This is a genomic window from Pseudomonas sp. URMO17WK12:I9 (assembly GCF_900230165.1).
GTDB classification, from domain to species: Bacteria; Pseudomonadota; Gammaproteobacteria; order Pseudomonadales; family Pseudomonadaceae; genus Aquipseudomonas; species Aquipseudomonas fulva.
Window position 1 is genome coordinate 257650 of the sequence record NZ_OCMQ01000003.1, and the last position, 22856, is coordinate 280505.

The 22856-nt window shown below is 59.8% G+C and carries 19 protein-coding genes and 1 pseudogene; 9 read left to right on the forward strand and 11 right to left on the reverse strand.

What is annotated here, in order from left to right; translation table 11 throughout:
* Positions 1-33 precede the first annotated feature (33 nt).
* Positions 34-463 (reverse strand): annotated as a pseudogene (locus CRP40_RS08865) (IS5 family transposase); the annotation flags it as partial.
* 535 nt (positions 464-998) lie between these two features.
* On the opposite strand from CRP40_RS08865, the gene CRP40_RS08870 reads away from it, so the two are divergent.
* Positions 999-2162: a DUF3472 domain-containing protein gene (locus CRP40_RS08870; protein WP_027915517.1), complete on the forward strand. Its 1164-nt coding sequence runs from the start codon at positions 999-1001 to the stop codon at positions 2160-2162.
* A gap of 232 nt (positions 2163-2394) precedes the next feature.
* On the opposite strand, the gene CRP40_RS08875 is transcribed toward CRP40_RS08870, so the two are convergent.
* Both CRP40_RS08875 and CRP40_RS08880 read right to left on the reverse strand, forming a co-directional pair.
* Positions 2395-2655: an SMP-30/gluconolactonase/LRE family protein gene (locus CRP40_RS08875; RefSeq protein WP_027915516.1), complete on the reverse strand. Its 261-nt coding sequence runs from the start codon at positions 2653-2655 to the stop codon at positions 2395-2397.
* The gene (locus CRP40_RS08880) at positions 2652-3497 is read right to left on the reverse strand and encodes an SDR family oxidoreductase (protein ID WP_027915515.1); all 846 of its coding nucleotides are present in this window, start codon (positions 3495-3497) and stop codon (positions 2652-2654) included. The genes CRP40_RS08875 and CRP40_RS08880 overlap by 4 nt, the downstream gene beginning before the upstream one ends.
* A 315-nt stretch (positions 3498-3812) precedes the next feature.
* Here CRP40_RS08880 and CRP40_RS08885 point away from each other — a divergent pair, with 315 nt between their 5' ends.
* Positions 3813-4733, forward strand: coding sequence for a LysR family transcriptional regulator (locus CRP40_RS08885; protein ID WP_027915514.1), 921 nt, complete (start codon positions 3813-3815; stop codon positions 4731-4733).
* 126 nt (positions 4734-4859) lie between these two features.
* Here the strand turns inward: CRP40_RS08885 and CRP40_RS08890 are convergent, their stop codons facing one another.
* Complete coding sequence (locus tag CRP40_RS08890) at positions 4860-5045, reverse strand: DUF1289 domain-containing protein (RefSeq protein ID WP_023533540.1); 186 nt, start codon at positions 5043-5045, stop codon at positions 4860-4862.
* A 100-nt stretch (positions 5046-5145) separates the two neighbouring features.
* Positions 5146-6468, reverse strand: coding sequence for an APC family permease (locus tag CRP40_RS08895; RefSeq protein WP_033695113.1), 1323 nt, complete (start codon positions 6466-6468; stop codon positions 5146-5148).
* Positions 6469-6734: 266 nt separating this feature from the next.
* Between CRP40_RS08895 and cyoA the strand changes: the two genes are divergently transcribed.
* The 4 genes from cyoA to cyoD are packed head-to-tail and all read left to right on the forward strand — an operon-like array spanning position 6735 to position 10550.
* The gene (cyoA, locus tag CRP40_RS08900; protein ID WP_050587345.1) at positions 6735-7619 is read left to right on the forward strand and encodes a ubiquinol oxidase subunit II; all 885 of its coding nucleotides are present in this window, start codon (positions 6735-6737) and stop codon (positions 7617-7619) included.
* A gap of 4 nt (positions 7620-7623) precedes the next feature.
* A complete protein-coding gene (cyoB, locus tag CRP40_RS08905; RefSeq protein WP_027915512.1) occupies positions 7624-9597 on the forward strand; it encodes a cytochrome o ubiquinol oxidase subunit I in 1974 nt (657 codons plus the stop codon).
* A gap of 3 nt (positions 9598-9600) precedes the next feature.
* Positions 9601-10212 carry a cytochrome o ubiquinol oxidase subunit III gene (gene cyoC, locus CRP40_RS08910; protein ID WP_027915511.1) on the forward strand — a complete coding sequence of 204 codons (612 nt, stop codon included), beginning with the start codon at positions 9601-9603 and terminating at the stop codon, positions 10210-10212.
* Entirely contained in the window at positions 10212-10550 is a 339-nt protein-coding gene (cyoD, locus tag CRP40_RS08915) for a cytochrome o ubiquinol oxidase subunit IV (protein WP_027915510.1), read from the forward strand. Before cyoC ends, cyoD begins: the two co-directional genes overlap by 1 nt.
* 50 nt (positions 10551-10600) lie before the next feature.
* On the opposite strand, the gene CRP40_RS08920 is transcribed toward cyoD, so the two are convergent.
* Both CRP40_RS08920 and CRP40_RS08925 read right to left on the reverse strand, forming a co-directional pair.
* Positions 10601-11833 (reverse strand): MFS transporter, encoded by a 1233-nt coding sequence (locus tag CRP40_RS08920; RefSeq protein ID WP_027915509.1) that lies wholly within the window; start codon positions 11831-11833, stop codon positions 10601-10603.
* Positions 11834-11903: 70 nt separating this feature from the next.
* Positions 11904-12581: an RraA family protein gene (locus CRP40_RS08925; RefSeq protein ID WP_027915508.1), complete on the reverse strand. Its 678-nt coding sequence runs from the start codon at positions 12579-12581 to the stop codon at positions 11904-11906.
* A gap of 224 nt (positions 12582-12805) precedes the next feature.
* On the opposite strand from CRP40_RS08925, the gene CRP40_RS08930 reads away from it, so the two are divergent.
* Both CRP40_RS08930 and CRP40_RS08935 read left to right on the forward strand, forming a co-directional pair.
* Complete coding sequence (locus CRP40_RS08930) at positions 12806-13783, forward strand: hydroxyacid dehydrogenase (protein WP_027915507.1); 978 nt, start codon at positions 12806-12808, stop codon at positions 13781-13783.
* A gap of 73 nt (positions 13784-13856) precedes the next feature.
* Entirely contained in the window at positions 13857-15185 is a 1329-nt protein-coding gene (locus tag CRP40_RS08935; RefSeq protein ID WP_023533529.1) for an MFS transporter, read from the forward strand.
* A gap of 195 nt (positions 15186-15380) precedes the next feature.
* Here CRP40_RS08935 and CRP40_RS21975 read toward each other — a convergent pair whose 3' ends face one another.
* From CRP40_RS21975 to CRP40_RS21980, 4 genes are all read right to left on the reverse strand, one after another.
* The gene (locus tag CRP40_RS21975) at positions 15381-15539 is read right to left on the reverse strand and encodes a hypothetical protein (protein ID WP_165919269.1); all 159 of its coding nucleotides are present in this window, start codon (positions 15537-15539) and stop codon (positions 15381-15383) included.
* A 17-nt stretch (positions 15540-15556) separates the two neighbouring features.
* On the reverse strand, positions 15557-16672 hold the full coding sequence (locus CRP40_RS08940) for a catalase family protein (RefSeq protein ID WP_027915506.1): 1116 nt from the start codon (positions 16670-16672) through the stop codon (positions 15557-15559).
* Positions 16673-16761: 89 nt separating this feature from the next.
* Positions 16762-19116, reverse strand: coding sequence for an FdhF/YdeP family oxidoreductase (locus CRP40_RS08945; RefSeq protein WP_027915505.1), 2355 nt, complete (start codon positions 19114-19116; stop codon positions 16762-16764).
* Positions 19117-19379: 263 nt separating this feature from the next.
* Positions 19380-19529 (reverse strand): hypothetical protein, encoded by a 150-nt coding sequence (locus CRP40_RS21980; RefSeq protein ID WP_176505839.1) that lies wholly within the window; start codon positions 19527-19529, stop codon positions 19380-19382.
* Between the two features lie 883 nt (positions 19530-20412).
* Here CRP40_RS21980 and CRP40_RS08960 point away from each other — a divergent pair.
* Positions 20413-22839: a TonB-dependent receptor gene (locus CRP40_RS08960; RefSeq protein ID WP_027914791.1), complete on the forward strand. Its 2427-nt coding sequence runs from the start codon at positions 20413-20415 to the stop codon at positions 22837-22839.
* Positions 22840-22856: the final 17 nt, after the last annotated feature.

Consider the following 22856-nt stretch of genomic DNA (forward strand, 5'->3'; position numbering starts at 1 on the left):
CTGAGAGTCTTGAGGCATCTTCTGGCAGGCTGGTGCGTCGCAGAGCATGTGGATTCTGGTTGTCAGGCCGCCACGACTGCGGCCTAGAGCGTGATCGGCAGGTTCGTCAGCCCCCTTATTTCCCGGCGCCAGATGAGGCTCGGTTGCGCGTACTGCGGTTGACTCGATCCTCCAGGTTTGCAGATCGATCAAGCCCAGCTCATTCAATCCCAGGTGCAGACGTTTGAGCATCTGCTCGAAAGTCCCTTGGTTTCGCCAGTCCCGAAACCGTTGATACACCATTGACCATGGACCGAAGCGCTCAGGCATATCTCGCCATGCAGCCCCTGAGCAGAGTACCCCAGAGGACGCCATCGAGCATCAGTGGGTCGCTCAATCGCGGCCGGCCCCGGCCATGGGTTTCGATGAAGAGATCGGAGACCACATCCCAGGCTTCGTCCGCGAGTTCGTAGCGCCTTGCCAGCACAGGGTTCCCTTCCTTTGATGGCGTGTGACTCTACAAAATCTCAGCGCTGAAGGGGCAACGATTAGGTTTCTCGTGATTTCGCAGAGAGCCTAGGCTCCGTGTGAACAGTCTTGAGACGAAGCTCAGGCAAGGCGAAACAGCCGAGGAACGGTTGGAGTCGGGCTCGACTTAACGGGTTGTAAATGAGCAATCCGACCGGGCTGGCGCACTAGGCTGTTTTCGACGCAGCATCACCGAGTATCAAGGCTTTTCACCCAGGGCCTAAGGTCTGGGCACCAACCGGCATTGAGTACCACCAATAGACCGGAGACTTCCCTGATGCATTAGGTTATGCAGCATAGACGTCGCGCCCCTCATAACAGCGGCTTCTTCTTACTGCCCTGCTGGCTCCGGTCGACCTAGCTCAGGAGGTCGCGGTTGTACCGTGTTGCAAGATGAAGACCTGTCAAAACTGCCAGTTGCGGGCACAAGGGATCCGAATAGCATGACTTTCATCGCACTATCGCGACGTTTACATAACGAGGAATACTCAATGGATACCCGTCAAGCACAGTCCATGACCGCAATATTGCGAGATGAACACGCTGACCTGCCTGAGCCTGCCAACGACGTACCAGCGTGGGGACCTTACATCACCGCCCACTTCAACCCGCGCAAAGGGGTTGAACTGTTCTATGCCGAGATACATGTGCCGCAGGCCGGGGCCCAGCGCTACATCTACTGGAGCCTGATGAATCCAAACTATGGAAAGAACCCCAGTTATGCTGGAATACAGATGAGCCTAGTGCCGGGTAACGATGTTTACGGAAACAACATCTGCTCCATCTGGGATTCCGATGATTTGCCCGAGGACACCTTACCCGAGGCAACACTTATCAGCGGTAGACCTGGTATATACTGGGATCACTTCGGCAATGAAGGAACTGGTTTGCACACCAGTAATCAGAATGCATGGAAACCCGGTGAGCGCTATGCCATGGTCATACGCCGCTGGACACGCAAAGGTGATGACAAGTACACCTACACGTCGATGTTCATGTATTCGTTCACGGCCAAGACATGGACGCATTGGATGTCTGCACGGATTGCAGGGCGCGCGCTGATGCTTGAGGGTAATCCCGCCGGCTTCGTAGAGCGCTATGGAGGCAATGCACAGCACTACTACGGGCATTTTGGCAACTACTTCATCATGGTCGAGGGTGGCGAGTGGCAGTCACCCCACAAATACACCGTCGGGGCCGGCAAAGCACCATGGCGAGCCTCCTTGGTCAATGGTCACTCCGGACAAGACGTCAAAGTCCAAGTTGGGCAAACGCCCGAACGAGATCAAGAAATCACATTGAGGCCAGCGCAGCAAAACCGGCCCACCACCATCACGCCGCCGATCATTGAGTCATTCACCGTGACCTACCATGTGCGTGCGCAAACAATTGAATGGGCGTGGACCATCAAAGACAGTTCGCCTCCTCCCATCAGGACCTTGCTCTCCATTTCACGTGATGAAGTATACGGACAGGACGTCTATCTCCATGAAATCAACGGACCCAGTGGCCGCAAGGCTATCACCAATGACCTGCTGCTCAGGGAGAACGATTACAAAGGAACGTACAGGTACTTCGCACGTATCGAGTACTTCGACATCTTTGAGCAGAAATCCAATAATGGGTACGTTCAGGTAGTATTTGATTACGCCTAACCTGAATGGCGACGCACATAGGCGGCCCATCTGCTCAACCCGACACCGGCGGTGGCTCTGATTGTGGACACTAGGCTTTGTATCAAGCGCCTTGATACTCGGTGAGGCTACGTTGAAAACAGTCTGGAGCGGCCGCACGGTCGGAAGGCTCATTTGCAACCCGTAAAGTCGAGCGCGACTTCGGCCGTCCTTCGGCTGTTTTCGCTTTGCCTGACCTTTGTCTCAAGACTTTTCACACAAAGCCTAGGATGGCAACGCCAGCATGCTGGGAGACAATCAGGTTGCCCTTTTCAGTCAAAGCCAGGGCGCCAATGCGCGCAGGCGATTCATACAGTCGCGTCAGTTGCCCATGCAGGTCCAGCGCATTGATCTGGCCGCCACTGATGTCGACGAAGCGCAGGCACTGATGAGCTTCATCCCAGACCGGGCTTTCCTCCAGATCGGCCTGGCACGGTAAGAAGCGTTTGAGGTTTTCCTGAGGAGGCCTATTCATCGCTCCTTAATGTGGTCCCACCGCTGGGCAACTTGTTCGGCGCTAGTGGCCTTCACGCGGGCCAGATCGACCGGGTAATCGACATTTGGGTTTTCCACAAACCGCGTGGCCGTAAATTGGCCATTGCTGGCACGCAGGACATAACCTGTGTCCTGGCACTTCGGCGACGCCAGGAACACCACGCCGGGCGTCACCCATTCAGGCTTGAGATTCTCCGGTTCACCCGTCACGCCCCACATACGGGTCTTGGCCACTGGAGATACAGCATTGACGAGAATGCCGGCTTCGGTGCCTTCCATGCTTAGCGCATTCATGATGCCCAGTTGTGCCATCTTGCCGGCGGCATACGCCACCAGGCCCGGTTGGGCATATTGCTGGTACATCGCGCGGTCGGATGAGGTCAGCACGACCCGTGCGGCAGCAGACTGTTTGAGGTGTTTCCATGCATGTTTGCATAACCACACGGGGGTATAGATATTGATATCCACGGCGCGGCCAATGAATGTCGCCTCAGCGTCTTCAATCGCTTGATAACCGACCCAACCGGCGTTATGAATCACGATATCGAGTTGACCAAATGCCTTGATGGCCATTGCCACCAGTTGCTCGCAACCCTGCTCACCGGACAAGTCCCCATGATGCCCCAACACGTTGAAACCTTTGCCCCGGAGCGCTTTCGCAGCCTCCATGGCAATGGAGCCATCGCCCCCGGCGCCCAGCTTATCTGCGCCGATATCACTAATTACCACATTGGCGCCCAGTGTCGCCAAAGCGTGCGCATAACTGAAACCGAGTCCTCGGCCAGCACCCGTTACAAGGGCGGTCTTTCCTGTAAAGTTCATGGTCTGTTTCCGCTTGAGTACCGCCCTACCTTAACAATGAATGTTCACGTTGTTTAATACTAACGGCAGCGCAGGTTGATACCTGGTGCCTATCAAGTTGCTGGTAAATCCGAATAATTTCTTGATGATTACTCTTCTGAGGCCCATTCGTAAGCCACGCCACCGAACTCGGACCTGTTCGAGACCGCTTGCGGGTATTGGATCCAATGATTAACTTAGCTCTACTTTTTGTTTAGTATTTAGTCGGGGGCCTGTTAACCGGTAACCTTGCCGCACCCCCGTCCTCAGATCAATTCAGATGAAGGAACAGAAGAAATGATCGAAACCCGCCTGCTGCGCCAATTCATCGCCGTGGCTGAAGAGCTGCACTTTCACAAGGCAGCTATTCGCCTGCACATGGCCCAGCCCCCGTTGAGCCAAGCCATCCATCGGCTGGAAGACAAACTGGGGTTCAGTCTGTTCACGCGCAATAAGCGCGGGGTCAAACTGCCCCCCGCCGGCAGTGCATTCCTGAGTGCGGCCTACAGCACGTTGAAGGCGCTTGAGCTGGGCATGTCCGAGGGCATTGCTGGCAAACTCACGGTAACGGCGGTGTCCATCGCCTATTACGAGTCACTGCTCAGTACCCTGCGCCAGTTCCGCGAGACTTACCCCAAAGTCCAGCTGATCATCAAGGAGATGTCCTCGTCTAGCCAAGCCAAGGCCATTTTGTCGGGAGAAGCGGACATTGCCTTCATGCGCAAATTGCCGATCTCGGCGGAAAACGTCGAGTCGCGCCTGTTACTGGACGAAGAGATCGTGATGGCCCTGCCCGCCCATCACCCGAAGGCAAAGGAAGGTCAGATCGACTTGAGGGACTTCGCCGGGGAAGACTTCGTCTTCACCGCCGAAGCGCTGGGCACCGGCTATCACAGCCAGCTGACCGCCTTGTGTGAAGCCGCCGGTTTTTACCCCAAGGTGGTGCAGGAGGCCGCGCAGATCCATACCTTGATAGGCTTGGTGGCCTGCGGTTTCGGCGTTGCTTTGGTGCCTGAGTCGATTGCCAACTCGATCATGCGCGACAGGGTCGTGTTCCGCCGTATCCACCCCGTGACCGCCTCCCCCAACCCGGCCATCGGCCTGTACATGAGCTGGAGCACCCACAACGAATCACCGTTGATGGACAGCTTCATTTCCATGTTCGACCTCGATGTCGCTCCCCAGGTCGAGGGGATGTTGGCCGCTCGTGTCAGTTAGAACGCCAGCTGGGAATCCTGGAGCCATGCGGCAAGGACCAAGGTGATTGATGCCCATGCTTAGGCCGCACGCCGATAAATTGCGCCTACCAACCGTTCCGGGCTGTCAACAAACCCTGCACACCACTCACCCCTTGCCCTTCTTTTTGATCTTCTTCAAGCGCGCAGCCGCTTTCTCGACCGTCGCCTTCTTCTCGGAACGCTTCATGTTTCGCCAGCCGCGTATCTCCTCCTTGCTGCGCCCGCAGCCGGTGCACACTTCATGCTTGAGCTTGCAGCTCGACACGCAAGGGTTTTCAATCTCTTTGGCCATTGAACGGTTCCTGATGAGTAGCAGCGCAAGTCTGCGCAGGGGCGCGGTTGGCTAGTGAAGTATGGGACATTCAAAGCTCGCACATGATCGCTTGCCCCCGTCACTGTCCCGCATCACCCTCGCTAATGGTCCGACCAATGCCCTTGCCCGCCAGCCAGTGCAACACCGCCCCCAAGCCCAGCAATGCCCCTGCCCTCAGCCAGTTCTCGAAAGGTTGCTGACTCAGCACCAGCAGGCACGACAGGATACCCAACACAGGGACCACCGGATGAACCGAGAAATGCTCGGCATCGACCTTTTCCTTCTTGAGCACCAACACCGCTACGTTCGTGCTCAAAAATACGAACAACAGCAACAGCACGACGGTTTCGGCCAGCACTTCCAGCGAGCCAGTAAAGGTCAGCAGGATGGCCAGCAGCGTGGTCGCGGCTATCGCATAACCGGGTGTGCCGCGGTTGGGTAGCACTTGGCCCAGAACGCGCGGCAGCATGCCATCGCGGGCCATGCCCCAGGCAAGGCGGCTGGCCATGATCATGGTCAACATGGCGCCGTTGGCCACCGCCACCAAAGCGATGATGGCGAATACACCGTGGGGCAGCCCCAGGTCAGCGTTGTGCACGATGTCCATCAAGGGCGTCTTGGCGTCGATCAGTGCCTGCACTGGCATGACCAACGCGGCGCCGGCGCCGACTGCCAGGTAAACCAGGCCGGCCACCAGCAAGGCCCCGAACAGCGCGCGTGGGTACGTCCGGCGTACGTCCTTGATTTCCTCGGCCAGGTTGGCGGACGTCTCGAACCCCACGTACGAATAAAATGCCAGCAAAGCGCCGCCCAGTACCGCACTAGCCGGGCCCTGTTCGCCGAAATCCAGCAAACGGGTAGGCTCGGCCTGCCCTTGGCCGCTCAACACCGCCACAGCGACGATCACCAGCACCAAGCCGCTGAGTTCGATCAGGGTCATGACCAGGTTGGCACTGAGCGACTCCTTGATACCCCGGGCGTTGAGCATTGCCATCAATACTAGAAACAGGGGCGCCAGCACCGCCGAAGGCCAGTCGATAAACACGCGCAGATATTCCCCAGCAAACGCCAGCGCCAACCCTGCGGCACTGGTGATGCCTGCCGCCAACATGGCGAACCCCACCAAAAAAGCCAGCAACGGCGAGCCGAACGCCCGCCGTGCGAACACCGCCGCACCGCCAGCCCGGGGGTATTTGCTGACAAGCTCGGCGTAGGACGCCGCAGTCAACAGGGCGAAGAACAGTGCCAGGGCCAGAGGCGCCCAGATGGCGCCACCGGCCCGGTCGGCGATGGCGCCTGCCAGTGCGTATACCCCGGCGCCCAATACGTCCCCGAGGATGAAGAACACCAACAACGGCAGGGTGATCACGCGTTTGAGTGAGGCGGTTGCGTCGCTGGCCATCATGGCGCTCCAATCGTCTGGTCAATGGCGCTGTGACTGCCCCCCTGCGCGCAAGGTTCAGTGCCCTGCCCAGGTGGCGCGCCAGCTGCCAGCCACCCATGGGCATAAGTTCCCTGACCTGGGCTGCCATTCGTCGACCAATCGCGCATTGCAAACAACCTTGGGAGCATTGGGTTCCTCTCAGATGTGATAGCCGAAACATCTGACAACACATACGGGATGCTCACATGGCCAGGGAACCGAAAACGGCAAGGCGACTGCTTTGGATGATGGCGCTGGGCACCGTAGCACTCCAGCTCTCGGGCTGCGACATGGTGTTATTCAACCCCAAGGGGCAGGTGGGGCTCGAGCAGCGCAACCTGATCATCCTCGCCACCTTGCTCATGCTGATCGTAGTGGTACCGGTGATGATCATGGCGCTGGTGTTTTCGGTGCGCTATCGGGCCTCGAACGAAAAGGCCCGCTATACCCCCGACTGGAGCCACTCGCGGCTGATTGAAGCGGTGGTATGGGGCGTGCCGCTGGCCATCATCATCGTGCTGGGGGTTGTCACCTGGCGTTCGACCCATGCGCTGGACCCGTACCGGCCGCTGGCATCCGACACCCCTGCGCTCAAGGTCCAGGTCATCGCCATGGACTGGAAGTGGCTGTTCGTCTATCCCGAACTCGGCATTGCTTCGGTCAACGAAATGGCGATGCCTGTAGACACGCCCGTTGACTTTAGGGTGACTTCCGACGGCGCCATCACTTCGTTCTTCATTCCGGCCCTGGGCGGCCAGATCTACGCCATGGCCGGGATGCAGACACGGCTGCACCTGATCGCCAACCACGCAGGCGACTACACCGGGATCGCCGCCAACTACAACGGCCCGGGGTTCTCCGACATGCACTTCAAGGCGCTGGCCCTCGACCCGGCGGGCTTCGATGATTGGGTCGAACGCACCCGCGCCGCCGGGCGCCAGCTCGATGGGGCTGCCTACACGCAGCTGGCCAAGCCCAGTATTGCCCACCCGGTAGAACATTACGGCAAAGTCGACCCGCACCTGTTCCAGTCGTTGATCGACAAGTACCAGGGCGTCAACCGCTCACGGGAGGTCGAACGCCGCCTCAGCGATTCCCAGGGCCAGAGCCCCCAAGGCAGCAAGGAGTAAGCGCATGTTCGGAAAACTGACCTGGGACGCCATCCCCCTCCACGAGCCGATCATCATGTACACGCTGGCCGTCGTCGGGCTGCTGGGCCTGGCGGTCGTAGGGGCCATCACCTACATGGGCAAATGGAAATACCTGTGGCAGGAGTGGTTCACTAGCGTGGACCACAAGCGCATCGGCGTGATGTACATCGTCGTCGCCCTGGTGATGCTGCTGCGCGGGTTCGCCGACGCGTTGATGATGCGCACCCAGCAGGCCATGGCCTCGGACGGCTCGCCTGGCTACCTGCCGCCTGAGCACTACGACCAGATCTTCACCGCCCATGGGGTGATCATGATCTTCTTCATGGCCATGCCGTTCGTGGTCGGGCTGATGAACGTGGTGGTACCTTTGCAGATCGGCGCCCGCGACGTGGCCTATCCATTTTTGAATGCCGTCAGCTTCTGGCTGTTTGTTTCCGGCGCCGTGCTGGTGAACCTTTCCCTGGGCATTGGCGAGTTCGCACGCACCGGCTGGGTGGCCTACCCCCCGTTGTCCGGTATCGGATACAGCCCCGGGGTGGGAGTGGACTACTACATCTGGGCGTTGCAGATTTCCGGGGTAGGCACCCTGCTCACCGGGCTGAACTTCTTCGTCACCATTCTGAAGATGCGTACCACCGGCATGACGCTGTTTCGCATGCCGGTGTTCACCTGGACAGTGTTGTGCACCTCGATCCTGATCCTGGCTGCCTTTCCCATCCTCACCGCCACCTTGTTCATGCTCACGCTGGACCGCTATTTGGGCATGCACTTCTTCACCAATGAACTGGGCGGCAACCCCATGATGTACGTGAACCTCATCTGGGCTTGGGGCCACCCCGAGGTGTACATCCTCATACTCCCAGCGTTCGGTATCTTCTCGGAGGTGGCCTCGACGTTCTCGCGCAAGAAGCTGTTCGGCTACTACTCCCTGGTGTGGGCGACCATCGTCATTACGGTGCTGTCCTTCATCGTTTGGGTGCACCATTTCTTCACCATGGGCGCAGGACCCAACGTGAACGCGTTCTTCGGCATCATGACCATGATCATCGCCGTCCCCACCGGGGTGAAGATCTTCACCTGGCTGTTCACCATGTACCGGGGTCGGGTGCGTTTCGAGACGCCGATGCTGTGGACGGTTGGCTTCATCGTCACCTTCAGCATCGGGGGCATGACCGGGGTCCTGCTGGCGGTGCCCGGTGCGGACTTCCTGTTGCATAACAGCCTGTTCCTGATTGCCCATTTCCACAACGTGATCATCGGCGGCGCGGTCTTCGGCTACCTCTGCGGCCTGACGTACTGGTTCCCCAAGGCCTTCGGCTTCAAACTCCATGACCCACTGGGGCGTGCTGCCTTCTGGTGCTGGTTGGCTGGATTTTACTTTGCCTTCATGCCGTCCTATTTCCTGGGGTTCATGGGCATGACCCGGCGCCTGAATCACTTCGACGTACCCGAGTGGCGGCCCTTCCTGCTGCTGGAAATGGTCGGTGTATTGATCATCCTGTGTGGCGTGGCCTGTCAGGTCATGCAACTGGTGGTGAGTATCCGCAAACGTCATGAGAACCGCGACACGACGGGCGACCCCTGGGACGGGCGCACGCTGGAATGGGCGACCGCTTCGCCGCCCCCGTTCTACAACTTCGCCGAGCAACCTGTCGTGGGCGGCATCGACGCGTACTGGGGCATGAAGGAGAAAGGCGTGAAAACCCTGGCCGAGATGGATTTTCGCAAGATCCACATGCCTCGCAACACCAGCCTGGGCCTGGGGCTAGGCGTTCTGTCCACGGTGCTGGGCTTTGCGTTGATCTGGCACATCTGGTGGTTGGTCATCGCCAGTTCACTGGCAGTCATCGCCACCCTGATCGTGCGCAGTTACGACCCCAATACCGACTACTGCATCCCGGCCGAAGCGGTCGAACGGATGGAAACCGAGCGTCGCCAACGGTTGGCGGAGGCCTGAATCATGTCCCATGTCGTGCACAACGAAACGGCCCGCGAGCAAGAGCATGGCCACGAAGACGCAGGCTCCCTGAGCCTGTTCGGCTTCTGGGTCTACCTGATGACCGACTGCATTCTGTTCGCCACCCTGTTTGCTACCTATGCGGTGCTGGGACAGTCTGTGGCAGGTGGGCCCAGCGCGGCGGACATCTTCGAACTGCCTTATGTGCTGGTGGAGACGTTCCTGTTGCTCTTGAGCAGCATCACCTACGGCTATGCGATGCTCGCCAACCACCGCCAGGACAAGCGCTGGGTGCTGCGCTGGCTGGGCGTCACGTTCCTGCTCGGCCTGGGCTTCATCGCCATGGAGATCAATGAATTCCATCATCTGATCAGCGAGGGCGCAGGCCCCCAACGCAGTGCGTTTCTGACGGCGTTCTTCACGTTGGTGGGCACTCACGGCCTGCACGTGCTGGTGGGGCTGATCTGGATGGCCCTGTTGATGATGCAGGTTCACCAGCGCGGCCTGACCTGTGTCAATGCTACGCGCTTGAGCTGCCTGAGCCTGTTCTGGCATTTCCTGGACATCGTGTGGGTCTGTGTGTTTACCGTCGTTTATCTGTTCGGGGTGATCTGATGAGTCGTCAAAGCCATGTACCTAGCAGTGCCGGCGCTAGCCAGAGCAGCCACCGTTCGTATAACACAGGGTTCGTGCTGGCAGCCCTGCTCACCCTGCTGCCCTTCGGGCTGGCCATGTACCCCAGCCTGCCGCGTCACCTGACCTTCATGACCGTGCTGGTGTGCGCCCTGGTCCAGATCGTGGTGCACATGGTGTTTTTCCTGCACCTGACCACAGCGCGAGAGCAGCGTTGGAACTTGATCGCGCTGGTGTTCACGGTGGTGATCATCACGCTGTTGGTGGGGTTGTCGCTGTGGATCATGTACTACGTGCACTACAACATGCTCGGGTTATGACTGTCTTCCCATCCGGGCTGGCCTGCCACCAGCAGGTCGGACCGGCGCGCTCATGCAGCCCGACGGTTGCGCCATGCACAAGTCCCCGCGACACCCAACAGCAACACTGCCCCGGCTGCACCCAAGGTGGCCGGGGCGCCCACACGAGCAGCCAGCAGCCCGGCGGCCATGCCACCCAACGCCTCGAACCCGAAGCGCATGGCGATGTAGAACGCAATGACACGTCCGCGCAGATGGCCCGGCGCTTGGCTCTGCAACTGCATGTTGGTGCTCACGTTGCTCAGCGTGATGCCGAACCCCAGCACCAGAAGCGCCAGCAATGCCAGCTGCCACTGCCCTGCCCAGCACACACCCAGCAGTGCCAGGGCGCAAAGCCCTGCGCCCACTTCGATGAACTGCCGAAGGCGAGGCAAGGCTCCGCCCACCGCCAGCACTAACGTGGCCACGAACGCGCCAGCGCCTGCCGCGCCCCAGAGCCAGCCCAGCACCCGTGCGTCACCGGCGTACACGCGCTTGGCCAGGATCGGCAGAAGCGCTGCATAGCAGGACGCCAGGAGGTTGACCATGATGACATTGAACAGCAGTTGCCTGACGCCCTGTTCCCGCCATAGATAAGCGAGGCCCTCACGAAAGACCTGGGCAGTGGAACCTGTCGCCCGAGGGCTGGCTGTGGCTTGCACCTTCAGCAACCCTGCCAGCAGCGCGGTGAAGGCGACGGCGGTCAAGGCGAAGCAAGCCGCCTCCCCCGCCACGGCTATCAGCCCGCCGGCCAGTGGCGGGCCCACGAAGCGGGCGGCGTTGATAAGCATCGCGTTGAGGACCAGCGCGTTGGGCAGGTCAGCTGGATCTTCCACGAAAGAGCCGATCAGGGCCTGACGCAGGGGTGTTTCGACGGCATTGAGCAAGCCCAGCAGCAGTGCCATTGCGGCAATGAAGGGGCCATCTACCCAACCAGCCCAGGTCACTAGCGCAAGCGCGGCCGATTGCGCCACCAGCATCGACTGGACCACGATCAGCAGTCGACGCTTGTCGTGGCGATCGATCCAGGCGCCTGCGAACGGACCGACGATCAACTGCGGGGCGAGAAAAAGAAAGGTGATCAGGCCCAGCAATACAGCTGACCCGGTCAGGTGATAGGCCAACCAGGACAGCGCGACTTGCTGAACCCACTTGCCCAAGGTCGAAACGCCTTGGCCGGCAAAATAAACCTGGAAATGATGGTGGCCCAATGCGCGTACAGCAGAAGGCCAACGGGTACGAGGGGGCGGCGTCAGGTCAGACAAGTGAGCGAGTCCTCAGGTGAGAAGCAGCCGCCATTGAAGGATCTTGCTCGGACCACGTGCGGGTCGATCCTCAGCCTGGCAGCAGGCAGCCTTTCTTTTTCAAGGACTCCAGGACCCAGGTGCGGTCATTGGTACCTTGAGCGATATGTTGCATTTGCGCCGTTTCGGCAGCGTGCTTGGCCGTGGCGCGTTGGTAGACCTCTGCGACATGGGCATAGGGTACGCACAGCAAGCCGTCATCGTCACCGATGATCAGGTCCCCGGGTTCGATCACCATGCCATCGATGGCGATGGGCACGTTGATCTCACCCGGCCCGTCCTTGTAAGGGCCGCGATGGGAAACACCGGCAGCGAACAGGGGGAAGTCACCGGCCTTGATGCTGCCAGCATCGCGGATTGCACCATGGATGACGATGCCCGCTACACCGCGCTTCACGGCGTACGCCACCATCATCTCGCCGATCAGAGCATTGGTCAGGTCGCCGCCGGCATCGACCACGATCACATCACCTGGCTCGGCGCTGTCGATGGCGTAGTGCAGCATCAGGTTGTCACCAGGACGGGCCTTGACCGTCAGAGCCGCGCCGCACAGCACACCTTCCCGGTGCATGGGGCGCAAACGCGCACCACCCGCCGTCATGCGATTCATCGAGTCGCTGACGTTGGCGACCGGCACCTCGCGGTAGCGCGATACCCACTCATCACCGATTTTTCGCGTGCGCTCAAGCACCTGGAAACCAATGCTCATGTGACCTACCTCTTCTTGGATTTATTGGGCGCGCTCAACGTCGAATCAGAACGCCATTTCAGAATGTCATTCCATTAAACAGATTTCAAGGGTTTGAAATCTCAGTTATTCGGCAATTTGGCTGACTAAAAATCTATTGTTGCAACGCCATTTCATTATGATAGGTTATTGGTGAAAGCACTCAGTGCAGTCCTACCGTCTTCAACAAAAACAAGGTATCGACGATGTCCCGTACCCTTCTGCTGACAGGTCCGGCGCTGGCCGACGACGCGATGCGCCTGGCCGATCAACACGCCATCCGCGTCATCCCCACCACGCCCTATCTGTCCGAGAATGAGCTCGAAGCGATCATCCGCGCAGAGCAACCCGATGCCATCATCGTGCGACAAGGCAGCCTGACCCGCGCGATGATCGACGCATCCAACGCGTTGAAGGTGGTCGCCAAGCATGGGGTCGGCTACAACACCATCGACATCCAGGCCGCCGCCGACCGGGGTATTCCTGTCTCCGTCGCCGTTGGGGCCAACGCCCAGTCAGTGGCCGAGCACGCCTTTGCGTTGATGTTCAGCGTTGCGCGCCAAACCGCCTTGCTCGATGCGCGCATGCGCGAAGGCCACTGGGACAAGGCCACTGCCAACGGCATGGAGTTGGCGGGCAAGACACTGGGCCTGGTCGGCCTTGGCTCGATCGGCGCGATCCTGATGGACCTGGTGGCGCCGCTGCGCATGAAGGTCAAGGTTTACGACCCTTACTTGCAGCAGTTACCCGTGCGTGATCACCTCGAGCGCGAAGAGGATTTCGATCGTTTGCTGGCCGATAGCGATATCATCAGCCTGCATTGCCCCCTCACAGACACCAATCGCAACCTCATCGGCGCCCAGCAGCTTGAGCGCATGCGTTCAGGTGCCATCTTGATCAACACCGCACGTGGCGAGCTGGTCGATACCGAGGCCTTGGTGCTTGCGTTGAGCGAGCGGCGCATCGGGGGTGCCGGCCTGGACACTTTCCACCCCGAACCGCCTCCGGCCGACAGCCCGCTGTGGGGCCTGCCAACCCTGGTCGCCACACCTCACATCGGGGCCAACACCAGCGAAGCCCGGGACCGCGTAGGCCTGGTTGCCCTGCAGCAAATCCTCGATGCCTGGGACGGCAAGGCGCTGGACCCGCGCTGTGTGGTGAACCGTCACCTGATCGATAACTGATTGCCCTTGCGCCGGCTTGTCCGGCCGCACAGACCCCTGCGTAACTCCAGAAAAAAAACAATTGGAGAGCACCATGAAAGCAGCCTCAACCCCGCCCAGCGAGCTCGAACGCGCCACCATGCGCCGTGTTGCCTGGCGTCTACTGCCCTTTCTGATCATCTGCTACCTGATCGCGATCATCGATCGCGGCAACATCGGCATGGCATCGTTGCAGATGAACCAGGACCTGGAGTTGTCAGCCAAGGTCTTCGGTTTCGCCAGCAGCTTGTTCTTCTTCGCCTACTTCCTGGTGGAAGTCCCCAGCAACCTGGCCATGCAGCGTTACGGTGCGCGCATCTGGATCGCGCGCATCATGATCACCTGGGGGCTGATCTCCGCCGGTACCGCCTTCGTGCAAGGGGCCAACTCACTGTATGTGATGCGCTTTCTGCTGGGCGCTGCCGAGGCCGGGTTCTTCCCAGGGGTGTTGCTGTACCTCACCTACTGGCTGCCGTCGGCGTATCGCGCGCGCATGGTGGCGCTATTCATGGTCGCCATTCCCGCCGCTAACTTCATCGGCTCGCCGATTTCAGGGCTGCTGTTGAGCCTGGACGGCTGGTTGGGCATGCGTGGGTGGCATTGGCTGTTCATCCTCGAAGGCATCCCGGCGGTGCTGCTGGGGATCGCCTGCCTGTTCGTACTGACCGATCGGCCTGAGCAGGCCAAATGGCTGAATGACGATCAACGCGGCTGGCTCACCGGGCGGTTGGCCGAGGAACGAGCACAGAAAACCACCATCGGTCATATCTCGCTGTGGAAACTGCTGCGCCACAAGGACATCTGGGTGCTCGCGCTGATTTACTCGGGCGCCTCGGCGGCTGGCAGCACCATGAGCGTCTGGGCGCCACAACTGCTCAAGACCTTCGGCCTGAGCTCCATGGAGATCGGGCTGGTGAACGCGATTCCTTATGGCGTTGCCTCGATCCTGATGGTCATCTGGGGCCGCAGTTCCGACCGCACCGGTGAACGTCGCTGGCACACCGCAATGACCATGTTGCTGATTGCGGCCGGCCTGCTGATGACCCTGTTCACCTCGTCACTGCCGGCCACGGTGGTGATGCTGACCATGGTGCTGGTGGGGGCCTACTCCATGAAAGGCCCGTTCTGGGCATTGGTGTCGGGCTGGTTGTCCTCCTCCACTGCAGCAGCTGGGCTGGCTGCGGTTGGCGCCATGGCCAACCTGATCGGGGGTGGCTTGATGGTCAACGTGTACGGCGCCATCCATGACGCCACCGGCAGCTACGCACTGGCACTGATGCCACTGGCGGCGTTGTGCACGCTGGCTGGGGTCATGGTGCTGGTCATTGGCCGCAAGCGCCAGCTTGAACAGGCGCAGGCCGCAGGAACGCTGGCTGCCAAGTAGAAGCCGCTTGGCGCTCGGTTGCCGTCCACGGCTCACAAGCGTGCCATGGAGCCGGCGAAGCCGGCGCCAAGTCAAACCACAACACTAAAAATCAGGCGGTGATGGCTTTACCACGTGGAAGGTTTATTCAAACGACCGGTAGACTCAGACTTCATACCTGGCGCCGCCGCTGCTCGGGCGACGGCGCCAGCGAACCTAGAGCGATTCGCCGTCGTCCTCGATGTCCATCTCAGCCTCCGCCGCCTCCGTGGCATCCGCGTCATTGAGCGCAGGGGAAGTCGGTTTTAACGGATCGTTGATATAAGGCACATCGCTTGGGCCTTTCTCTTCAGTGCCCGCGGTTTCTGGTTGCATGGCGTACTCTCCTCGACTTACAGGCTCGGCCCTTTAGGACCGGGCTCATGGATTGGGCACCCATTGTGCTGCCCACGAAAATTGGCCGACATTTCATAGGCCGGCTTGCGCACCCGCATCACGCCACCCAAGGGCCTGTGCGCCGCCAGACCGTGCCAGGGGCTGAACGCCATGCCGTCGTCGATACGGCGCACATTCTCTTCACTCCATGCCGCTTGAGGCTTGACCTCCAACGTGGCCACGGCCACATAGGGGCTGAGCGTCTCGGGCCACTGACTGGATGCATCTTCGATTGGCATTTGATCAAGGTCGGTGGCCAACTGGACCTGAAGCTCCCAGACGCCGCCCTCGCTTGCAAAAAACGCTTCCATGGCGTGACGTAGCCCGTCTGGATCGTCTTTGAGGTCAACAACCTGATCGGTCAGCGCAGTCAAGGCCGCCGACACGGGCACTACCGCAAGCTTTGCGTAGTAAGGGCCATAGAGTACAGGTACGACGGTGCTGAAGCTTTCGCCAAGAATGTGGGTTTGAGGGTGCCCACCAAGGCTTTTGAGCGTGCCGCTCTCACCGCCAAACGCTTCGACCACTTTTTCTGCACCGCGCAGCACGGCCGACACTACCTTTTTCGTACCCGGCGCTTTGTCAGTGGTTTTGGCAAGCAACTTCAACGTCTTGAGAAACGCCTTGGGGTCTGGCGCGGTGAAGGCTTTGGCATTTTGCATGACAAAGTCCTGCGTGACTTGCCCTTCACTGCCTGGCAACCGCGGGCCTTGTACGCCAACGATCTTGAGCGCCAGCCCCCGTGGGGTGGAAACCTTGTCATCGAGGATGTCACCCGGGTTGGTGGAAAACCGCAGGTAAGCATCGAACTCACCCGGTGTGGCGAACGCCCCCTGAGCGAGCTGCGCCGGCAACCCTGGCGCCACTTTCAGTGTGCCGCGCAACAATCCATGTGCTTTTGCATGAACGCTGCGGTTGGCATGGCCATTGTCCTTGAAGGTGGTCTCCATGATTTCGCGCAGCGTATCCTGCAACGCCTGGCTGGTCTGTGCTTCATCTTCGGGAATCTGTTCAAACCCAGGCTCAAAAGGTAATGGCACTACCAAGGCGGGGGCATCGGGCAGCTTATTCATTACTACGCTCCTGTCGTCTCGAGACGAACAATGGGATGGTTACCAGCACACAGCCTTCACGATTCTGCATGGTCCAGCACCCCTCACGCTCAATTGATCTGATCGTGCGCAGGCACTGCCTTGCTGAGGTCGCTTGCACGGGGATCGACCTTGTGCAGCGTCACCGGCACGCACTTGGCGGCAGGCACCTTGCTGCGTTCAGCGTGGTGCCACAGCGGGATCAGCGGATTGCACTCAGGGTAATAGGCGCCCGCACAGCCTTCGGGAATGTCATAGGCGATGATCTGCAAAGGACCGACTTCTCGCACGACCTGGGGCTCGACAGCAGTGCGTAGCAGCACCCAGTCGCCTGCAGCCAAACCCAACCGAACCACATCGCTGCGATTGAGGAACACGACGCTACGGGTGCCTTTTACCCCACGAAAACGGTCGTCGTAGCCATAGACAGTGGTGTTGAACTGGTCATTGCTGCGCAGCGTCATCAATTGCAGCACATCATGCGCCGAGACAGCGGGCTGCAAGTCGTCGTCCTCATCAAGCCCCTGGGGCGCCACGAACTGGGCTTTGCCAGACGGGGTCTGCCACTCCCGTTTAGCCGCCGGCAGGGGCCTATGGAAACCGCCGTGCTCCCACATGCGTGTTTCCATGTTGTGAAATATCTCGGGGTAGACCTGGCTGATCGCTTCGCGGATCAATGCATAGTCGTGGCGCCAAGCATCCCAGTCGACAGTCGTTCGCTGATCCAGGGTCGCTTCGGCCAACCCGGCAATAATCGCCACTTCGGAGCGCAGGTGTTCACTGGCTGGCTCATTGCGGCCCTGCCAGGCGCGGATGCAGCCGGTACTGTCCTCGGTGGTATAGACCTGCTCTACACCCTCCTGACGATCAGCTTCTATGTGCCCAAGACAGGGCAACAACCAGCCATGTCGCCCCGGGAACAGATGCGTGCGATTAAGCTTGGTCGCCACCTGGACGTTCAGCGTAAGCGTCTGCCAGGCCGCCTCCATGCACTGGGTGTCGGGAATCGCCCGCAGGAAGTTGCCACCCAGGCCGATGAAAGCCTTGACCTTGCCCTCGACGAGCGCTTGGCAGCAGTCCACCGTGGCCATGCCCTTGTTCGGTGGAACCTGCACGCCAAACAGTGCTTGCAGTTTTTGACCCGGAACCTTGGCCGGGTCCTCCGTGATACCGACCGTGCGCTGGCCTTGCACATTGGAGTGCCCGCGCACGGGACAGATGCCTGCGCCGGGCTTGCCGATGTTGCCGCGCAATAGCAGCAGGTTGACCAGCATCTGCACGTTGTCGACACCGCGTCGGTGCTGGGTCATGCCCATCCCGTAGATGATCATGACCTTGCTGCTACGGGCATAGACGGTAGCTGCAGCTTCCATCGCAGCACGCCCGAGGCCGGACTGACGCTCCAGGGTCGCCCACTCATGGCGCTGAACTTCTTCTCGCAGCGCGTTCAACCCATCGGTGTGTGCCTGGATGAACGCATGGTCGAGCACAGCCGGCTTGCCCTCGTCACTTGCCTGTTGTTCCATCGCAAGCAGGGCCTTGATGATCCCCATCACTGCTGCCAGGTCGCCCCCTACCTTGACCTGATGATACTGGGTACTGATCACAGTCGATTCAGGCCCCAGCATTTCACTGGGGGATTGAGGGTTGACGAAGCGCTCAAGCCCTCGCTCGCGCAGTGGATTGAAGGTGATGATGGGCACATTGCGCTTGCGCGCTTCCTGCAGCGGGTGAAGCATTCGCGGGCTGTTGCTGCCTACGTTCTGGCCGAAGAAGAAAATGCAGTCGGTGTGTTCAAAATCTTCCAGCGTGACGGTGCCGACGGGTACACCAATACTCTCCTGCAGTCCGACCGACGTGCTCTCATGACACATGTTCGAGCTGTCCGGGAGGTTGTTCGTGCCGTAGGCGCGGGCGAACAGCTGGTACATGAACGAGGCTTCCAGCGATGCCCTGCCCGAGGCATAGAACACCGTTTCGTCCGGGCTCAGGGCTTGCAACTGTTGGCCGATCTGCTGGTACGCCTCTGCCCAGGTGGTAACTTGGTAACGGTCGCTAGCCGGGTCGTAGCGCATGGGGTGGGTCAGCCGGCCTTGCTGCTCCAAGGCGTAATCGGTCCATGTGCGCAGCGCTGAGAGGGTATGGGTGGCAAAAAAATCCGGGCCGGTGCGGTGGCGGGTAAGTTCCCAGGCGGTGGCCTTGGCGCCGTTCTCGCAGAACTCCAGCGCGTGTGGGTTGCCTGGCTTGGCCCAGGCACAGCTGACGCAGGCGAAGCCTTTGGGTTTGTTTTGCCTGACCAGCGCCATGGGTGCTGTTGTAATGGCCTGTTCCCGCCAGAGTATGGTCATGACAGAGCGCGCCGACCCCCAACCGCCTGCTGCATCTTTATAGGGCTTGTATCGCGCTTGAGGGTGGATGAGCGACATGGCCGCCTCGCTGTAGTTATGTCTGAATATTTCGAGGTGGGATGGGAGAGGGAAGTTCAAGCGAGCATGGTGTTTGCTGGCTGAGTGGGCGTGGGGTGGGAGCGTCTTCTCAAAGGGGTCGCTGCAAATTGGTCTTTTCTGAGATCGATCCGATAACGCCAGGGGCCGCTGTGCGGCCCATCGCGGCACGAGACCGCTCCCACATGGGGGATAAGGGTACCTAGGGGCGATATTCAATTCTTAGTTATTCGATATGGACACGCTTACAAACTACTTCCAACATAGTTGTCATCGTCGTCACCGCTGTTGCTGTGGATCTTGATCTTGATCTTGATCTTGATCTTGATCTTGATCTTGATCTTCGCGACTTCAGAAGGCCGAACGCAGGTCTTGCGGAGGGAGGTGACAGGCATGGATGCCTGTCAAGCGCTGGGCCCCAGGATGGGGCCTACAGCGCGGTCCTCCCGGGAGCAAGACCGGAGTGAGGGAACCCCGAAGCGCAGCGTAGGGGCCGTATGAATGGAGCGCAGCCTTTTTTGGTTACTTTTTGTGGCGTTTGACAAAAAGTAACTCGCCGTAAGGGCGAAAAGGTGATTAAGCGTCGCCATCGCAAATGGACTATGCGCTCTATCAATACCCACACCAACCCAATCGAACTTCAAACTTCAAACTTCAAACTTCAAACTTCAAACTTCAAACTTCAAACTTCAAACTTCAAACTTCAAACTTCAAAGCGTGGGCGCATACAGCAAGTTGGTATTCATTGGCGCGGGTGGCGCACAGTCACCCTTCCGCCCTTACGGCGGCTCACTTTTTGTCTTGTCAAAAAGTAAGCAAAAACCGCCTGCTCCTATCATCCGGCCCCTACGCTACGCTCCGGGGTCCCCTCGCTCCGGGCTTGCTCCCGGGAGGACCGCGCTGCAGGCCCCATCCTGGGGCCCAGCGCTTGACAGGCATCCATGCCTGTCACCTCCCTCCGCAAGCCCTGCGCTCGGCCTCCTGAAGTCGCGATCTGCGGCGCCTGGGCTACCGCGCGCTTAGAAGCAAGAGCAAAAGCAACTGCAACTGCAACTGCAACTGCAACTGCAACTGCAACTGCAACTGCAACTGCAACTGCAACTGCAAGCCGCGCGCCCTGCAAGATGTATTGCAACTGAAATTAGTCTTGTAGGGCCATAGAATATCACCCTAGCCAAGGCTCATCCCCAACAACCCTGGTGAATCATCGTGCTCGTTCGTTCATATAAAAAAGCGGCGGAATAACCCGCGATCACGCCTAGGACGAACGGACACGCCATGACACTTCGCACCCAATCACTTTCACGTACCCAGATATTGCGCCTAACCTTGCTAGCCGTTGCCCTCTCACCGCTTGACCACCTACCCGCCCTGGCAGCTGATCAGGTGAAGACCATCAGCCACGATATCGCCGCAGGCCCCCTCGACAGCGTACTGAACGAATACGCCCAGCGCGCCGCCCTTTCGGTGTCGTTCGATCGTAACGCCCTCGCCGACCTGCGCTCGAGCGGCCTGCAAGGACGCTACGGCGCATGGGAGGGGCTTAATCACCTGTTGCAAGGCACTGGCCTGCGCCTTAGTCGCGACACCAATGGTGGCTACCTAGTGCTCCCCCCCGCCCCGAGCAACAGCGGGGCGATTGAACTGACCGCCCTGAGCATTTCCGGCAAGGCCCCCGGCGCACTCACCGAAGGTTCAGGCGCCTACACGACCGAATCGTCCAGCAGCTCCACGCGCCTGAACCTGTCACTCAAGCAAACCCCACAATCGATCACGGTCCTGACGCGCCAGCGCCTGGACGACCAGAAGCTCGATACCCTCACCGACGCACTGGACGCAACCACCGGCATCACCGTCATTCGCGAAAGTCTGGGCGCCGACAGTACGGCGTACCTGTCACGGGGCTTTGCCATCCGCAACTTCGAGATCGACGGCGTCCCCACGTCGGCGAACATGGACAACTACACCCAGAACACGGCCATGTACGACCGCGTGGAAATCGTGCGCGGCGCCACGGGCCTGATCAGTGGCATGGGCAACCCATCGGCCACCATCAACCTGATTCGCAAACGCCCCACCGTTGATCCTCACGTGCAACTGAGCGCCGAGGCTGGTAGCTGGGATCGCTATGGCCTGGGTGTTGATGTGAGCGGCGCGCTCGATGAAAGCGGCAGGCTGCGCGGCCGCCTGGTGGCCGATCACAAGGACCAGCACGCCTGGATCGACCGCTTTAGCCAAGCAATCTCGACCCTATATGGCATCACCGAACTGGACCTGAGCGACACGACCCTGCTGACGTTGGGCCTCAGCCATCAGGTCACCCACAGTACCGCCCCCATTCGCACCGGCTTCCCGCTGTTCACCACGGACGGGGCACGCACACATTTCTCCCGCTCGTTCAATACCGCGCCAAACTGGAGCTACTATGATCGGCAGCAAAGTACCCTCTTCACCTCGCTTGAACATCAGTTCGCCAACGGGTGGAGCGGCAAGGTGGAGTACACCCACGCGCGCAACGACTACGACACCGTGATCGCCTACGTCGATGGCGAAATCGACCCAGCAACCGGTGCCGGTGCAACGATCAACCCGACACGCTGGAAGGCAGCGCCCACCCAGGACAGCCTGGACGCCTATCTCACCGGCACCTTCGACGCCCTGGGGCGCGAGCACGAATTGATCGGTGGCGTGACCCTGTCGCGGACCGAGGAAAGAGGCACCTCCAACTTCGGCGGCTGGCAGAGCGCTCGAACAGGCTACGACGACACCATCGACAACATCTTCAACTGGAACGGGTCGTCCCCCAAGCCAGTGTTCACCCAAATCGGTACCACCGACATGACCGAAACCCAGTACGCCGGCTACTTGACCTCGCGGCTGCACCTGAGCGACGCCGCCAGGCTGATCCTCGGGGCGCGCGTGGTCGACTGGAACAGGGTGAACAAGAGCGCGCTCTATAGTGGCTCGCGTCAACGCACCGAGCGCACCGAAAATGGTGTGGTCATCCCCTATGCTGGGCTGGTCTATGACCTGAACGATACCTGGGCTGCCTACGCCAGCTATACCCAAATCTTCAACCCGCAAGGTAACCAGATCCGCGACGTCAAGGGCTCGCCCCTCGACCCACAGGAAGGCACAGGCTACGAAGTAGGATTGAAAGCCGACCTGCTCGACGAACGCCTGACCGCGAGCCTGGCCCTGTTCCGAGTAGAGCAGGACAACCTGGCAATCGCCGATGGGCGCCTGCTCCAGCCCAACGGGTTTCAGGCGTATCGCGCCGAGAGCGGCACCACGAGCGAAGGTGTGGAGCTTGAGGTCAACGGTGAGCTGGCTGAAGGCTGGCAGGTCATGGCGGGCTATTCCTATAACGTCAGCTTCGATACCAACGACGAGCGCATCGTCACCGAGATTCCGCGCAACAGCGTGAAGCTGTTCACCACTTACCGCCTGCCGGGTGAGCTGGATAAATGGACTGTCGGCGGCGGGTTCAACTGGCAAAGTGAAACGGGCTACGCCTTGAGCTACGCCACCACCCAGAGCAGTTATGCGCTGGTCAACCTGATGACTCGCTACCAGGTCACTCCACAGCTTTCAGCCAGTGTGAACGTCAGTAACCTGTTCGACAGGCACTACCTGACGACCACGGCGGGTGGCATCTACGGCGCCCCACGCAACGTCATGACAACGCTGCGCTACAACTTCTGAGGCCCACACCCGCCAGC

Excerpts from the sequence above, each read along its gene's own strand:
- CRP40_RS08870 (WP_027915517.1), top strand. The coding sequence starts at position 999 with ATGGATACCCGTCAAGCACAGTCCATGACCGCAATATTGCGAGATGAA.
- CRP40_RS08875 (WP_027915516.1), bottom strand. The coding sequence starts at position 2,655 with ATGAATAGGCCTCCTCAGGAAAACCTCAAACGCTTCTTACCGTGCCAG.
- CRP40_RS08880 (WP_027915515.1), bottom strand. The coding sequence starts at position 3,497 with ATGAACTTTACAGGAAAGACCGCCCTTGTAACGGGTGCTGGCCGAGGA.
- CRP40_RS08885 (WP_027915514.1), top strand. The coding sequence starts at position 3,813 with ATGATCGAAACCCGCCTGCTGCGCCAATTCATCGCCGTGGCTGAAGAG.
- CRP40_RS08890 (WP_023533540.1), bottom strand. The coding sequence starts at position 5,045 with ATGGCCAAAGAGATTGAAAACCCTTGCGTGTCGAGCTGCAAGCTCAAG.
- CRP40_RS08895 (WP_033695113.1), bottom strand. The coding sequence starts at position 6,468 with ATGGCCAGCGACGCAACCGCCTCACTCAAACGCGTGATCACCCTGCCG.
- cyoA (WP_050587345.1), top strand. The coding sequence starts at position 6,735 with ATGATGGCGCTGGGCACCGTAGCACTCCAGCTCTCGGGCTGCGACATG.
- cyoB (WP_027915512.1), top strand. The coding sequence starts at position 7,624 with ATGTTCGGAAAACTGACCTGGGACGCCATCCCCCTCCACGAGCCGATC.
- cyoC (WP_027915511.1), top strand. The coding sequence starts at position 9,601 with ATGTCCCATGTCGTGCACAACGAAACGGCCCGCGAGCAAGAGCATGGC.
- cyoD (WP_027915510.1), top strand. The coding sequence starts at position 10,212 with ATGAGTCGTCAAAGCCATGTACCTAGCAGTGCCGGCGCTAGCCAGAGC.
- CRP40_RS08925 (WP_027915508.1), bottom strand. The coding sequence starts at position 12,581 with ATGAGCATTGGTTTCCAGGTGCTTGAGCGCACGCGAAAAATCGGTGAT.
- CRP40_RS08930 (WP_027915507.1), top strand. The coding sequence starts at position 12,806 with ATGTCCCGTACCCTTCTGCTGACAGGTCCGGCGCTGGCCGACGACGCG.
- CRP40_RS08935 (WP_023533529.1), top strand. The coding sequence starts at position 13,857 with ATGAAAGCAGCCTCAACCCCGCCCAGCGAGCTCGAACGCGCCACCATG.
- CRP40_RS21975 (WP_165919269.1), bottom strand. The coding sequence starts at position 15,539 with ATGCAACCAGAAACCGCGGGCACTGAAGAGAAAGGCCCAAGCGATGTG.
- CRP40_RS08940 (WP_027915506.1), bottom strand. The coding sequence starts at position 16,672 with ATGAATAAGCTGCCCGATGCCCCCGCCTTGGTAGTGCCATTACCTTTT.
- CRP40_RS08945 (WP_027915505.1), bottom strand. The coding sequence starts at position 19,116 with ATGTCGCTCATCCACCCTCAAGCGCGATACAAGCCCTATAAAGATGCA.
- CRP40_RS21980 (WP_176505839.1), bottom strand. The coding sequence starts at position 19,529 with ATGCCTGTCACCTCCCTCCGCAAGACCTGCGTTCGGCCTTCTGAAGTC.
- CRP40_RS08960 (WP_027914791.1), top strand. The coding sequence starts at position 20,413 with ATGACACTTCGCACCCAATCACTTTCACGTACCCAGATATTGCGCCTA.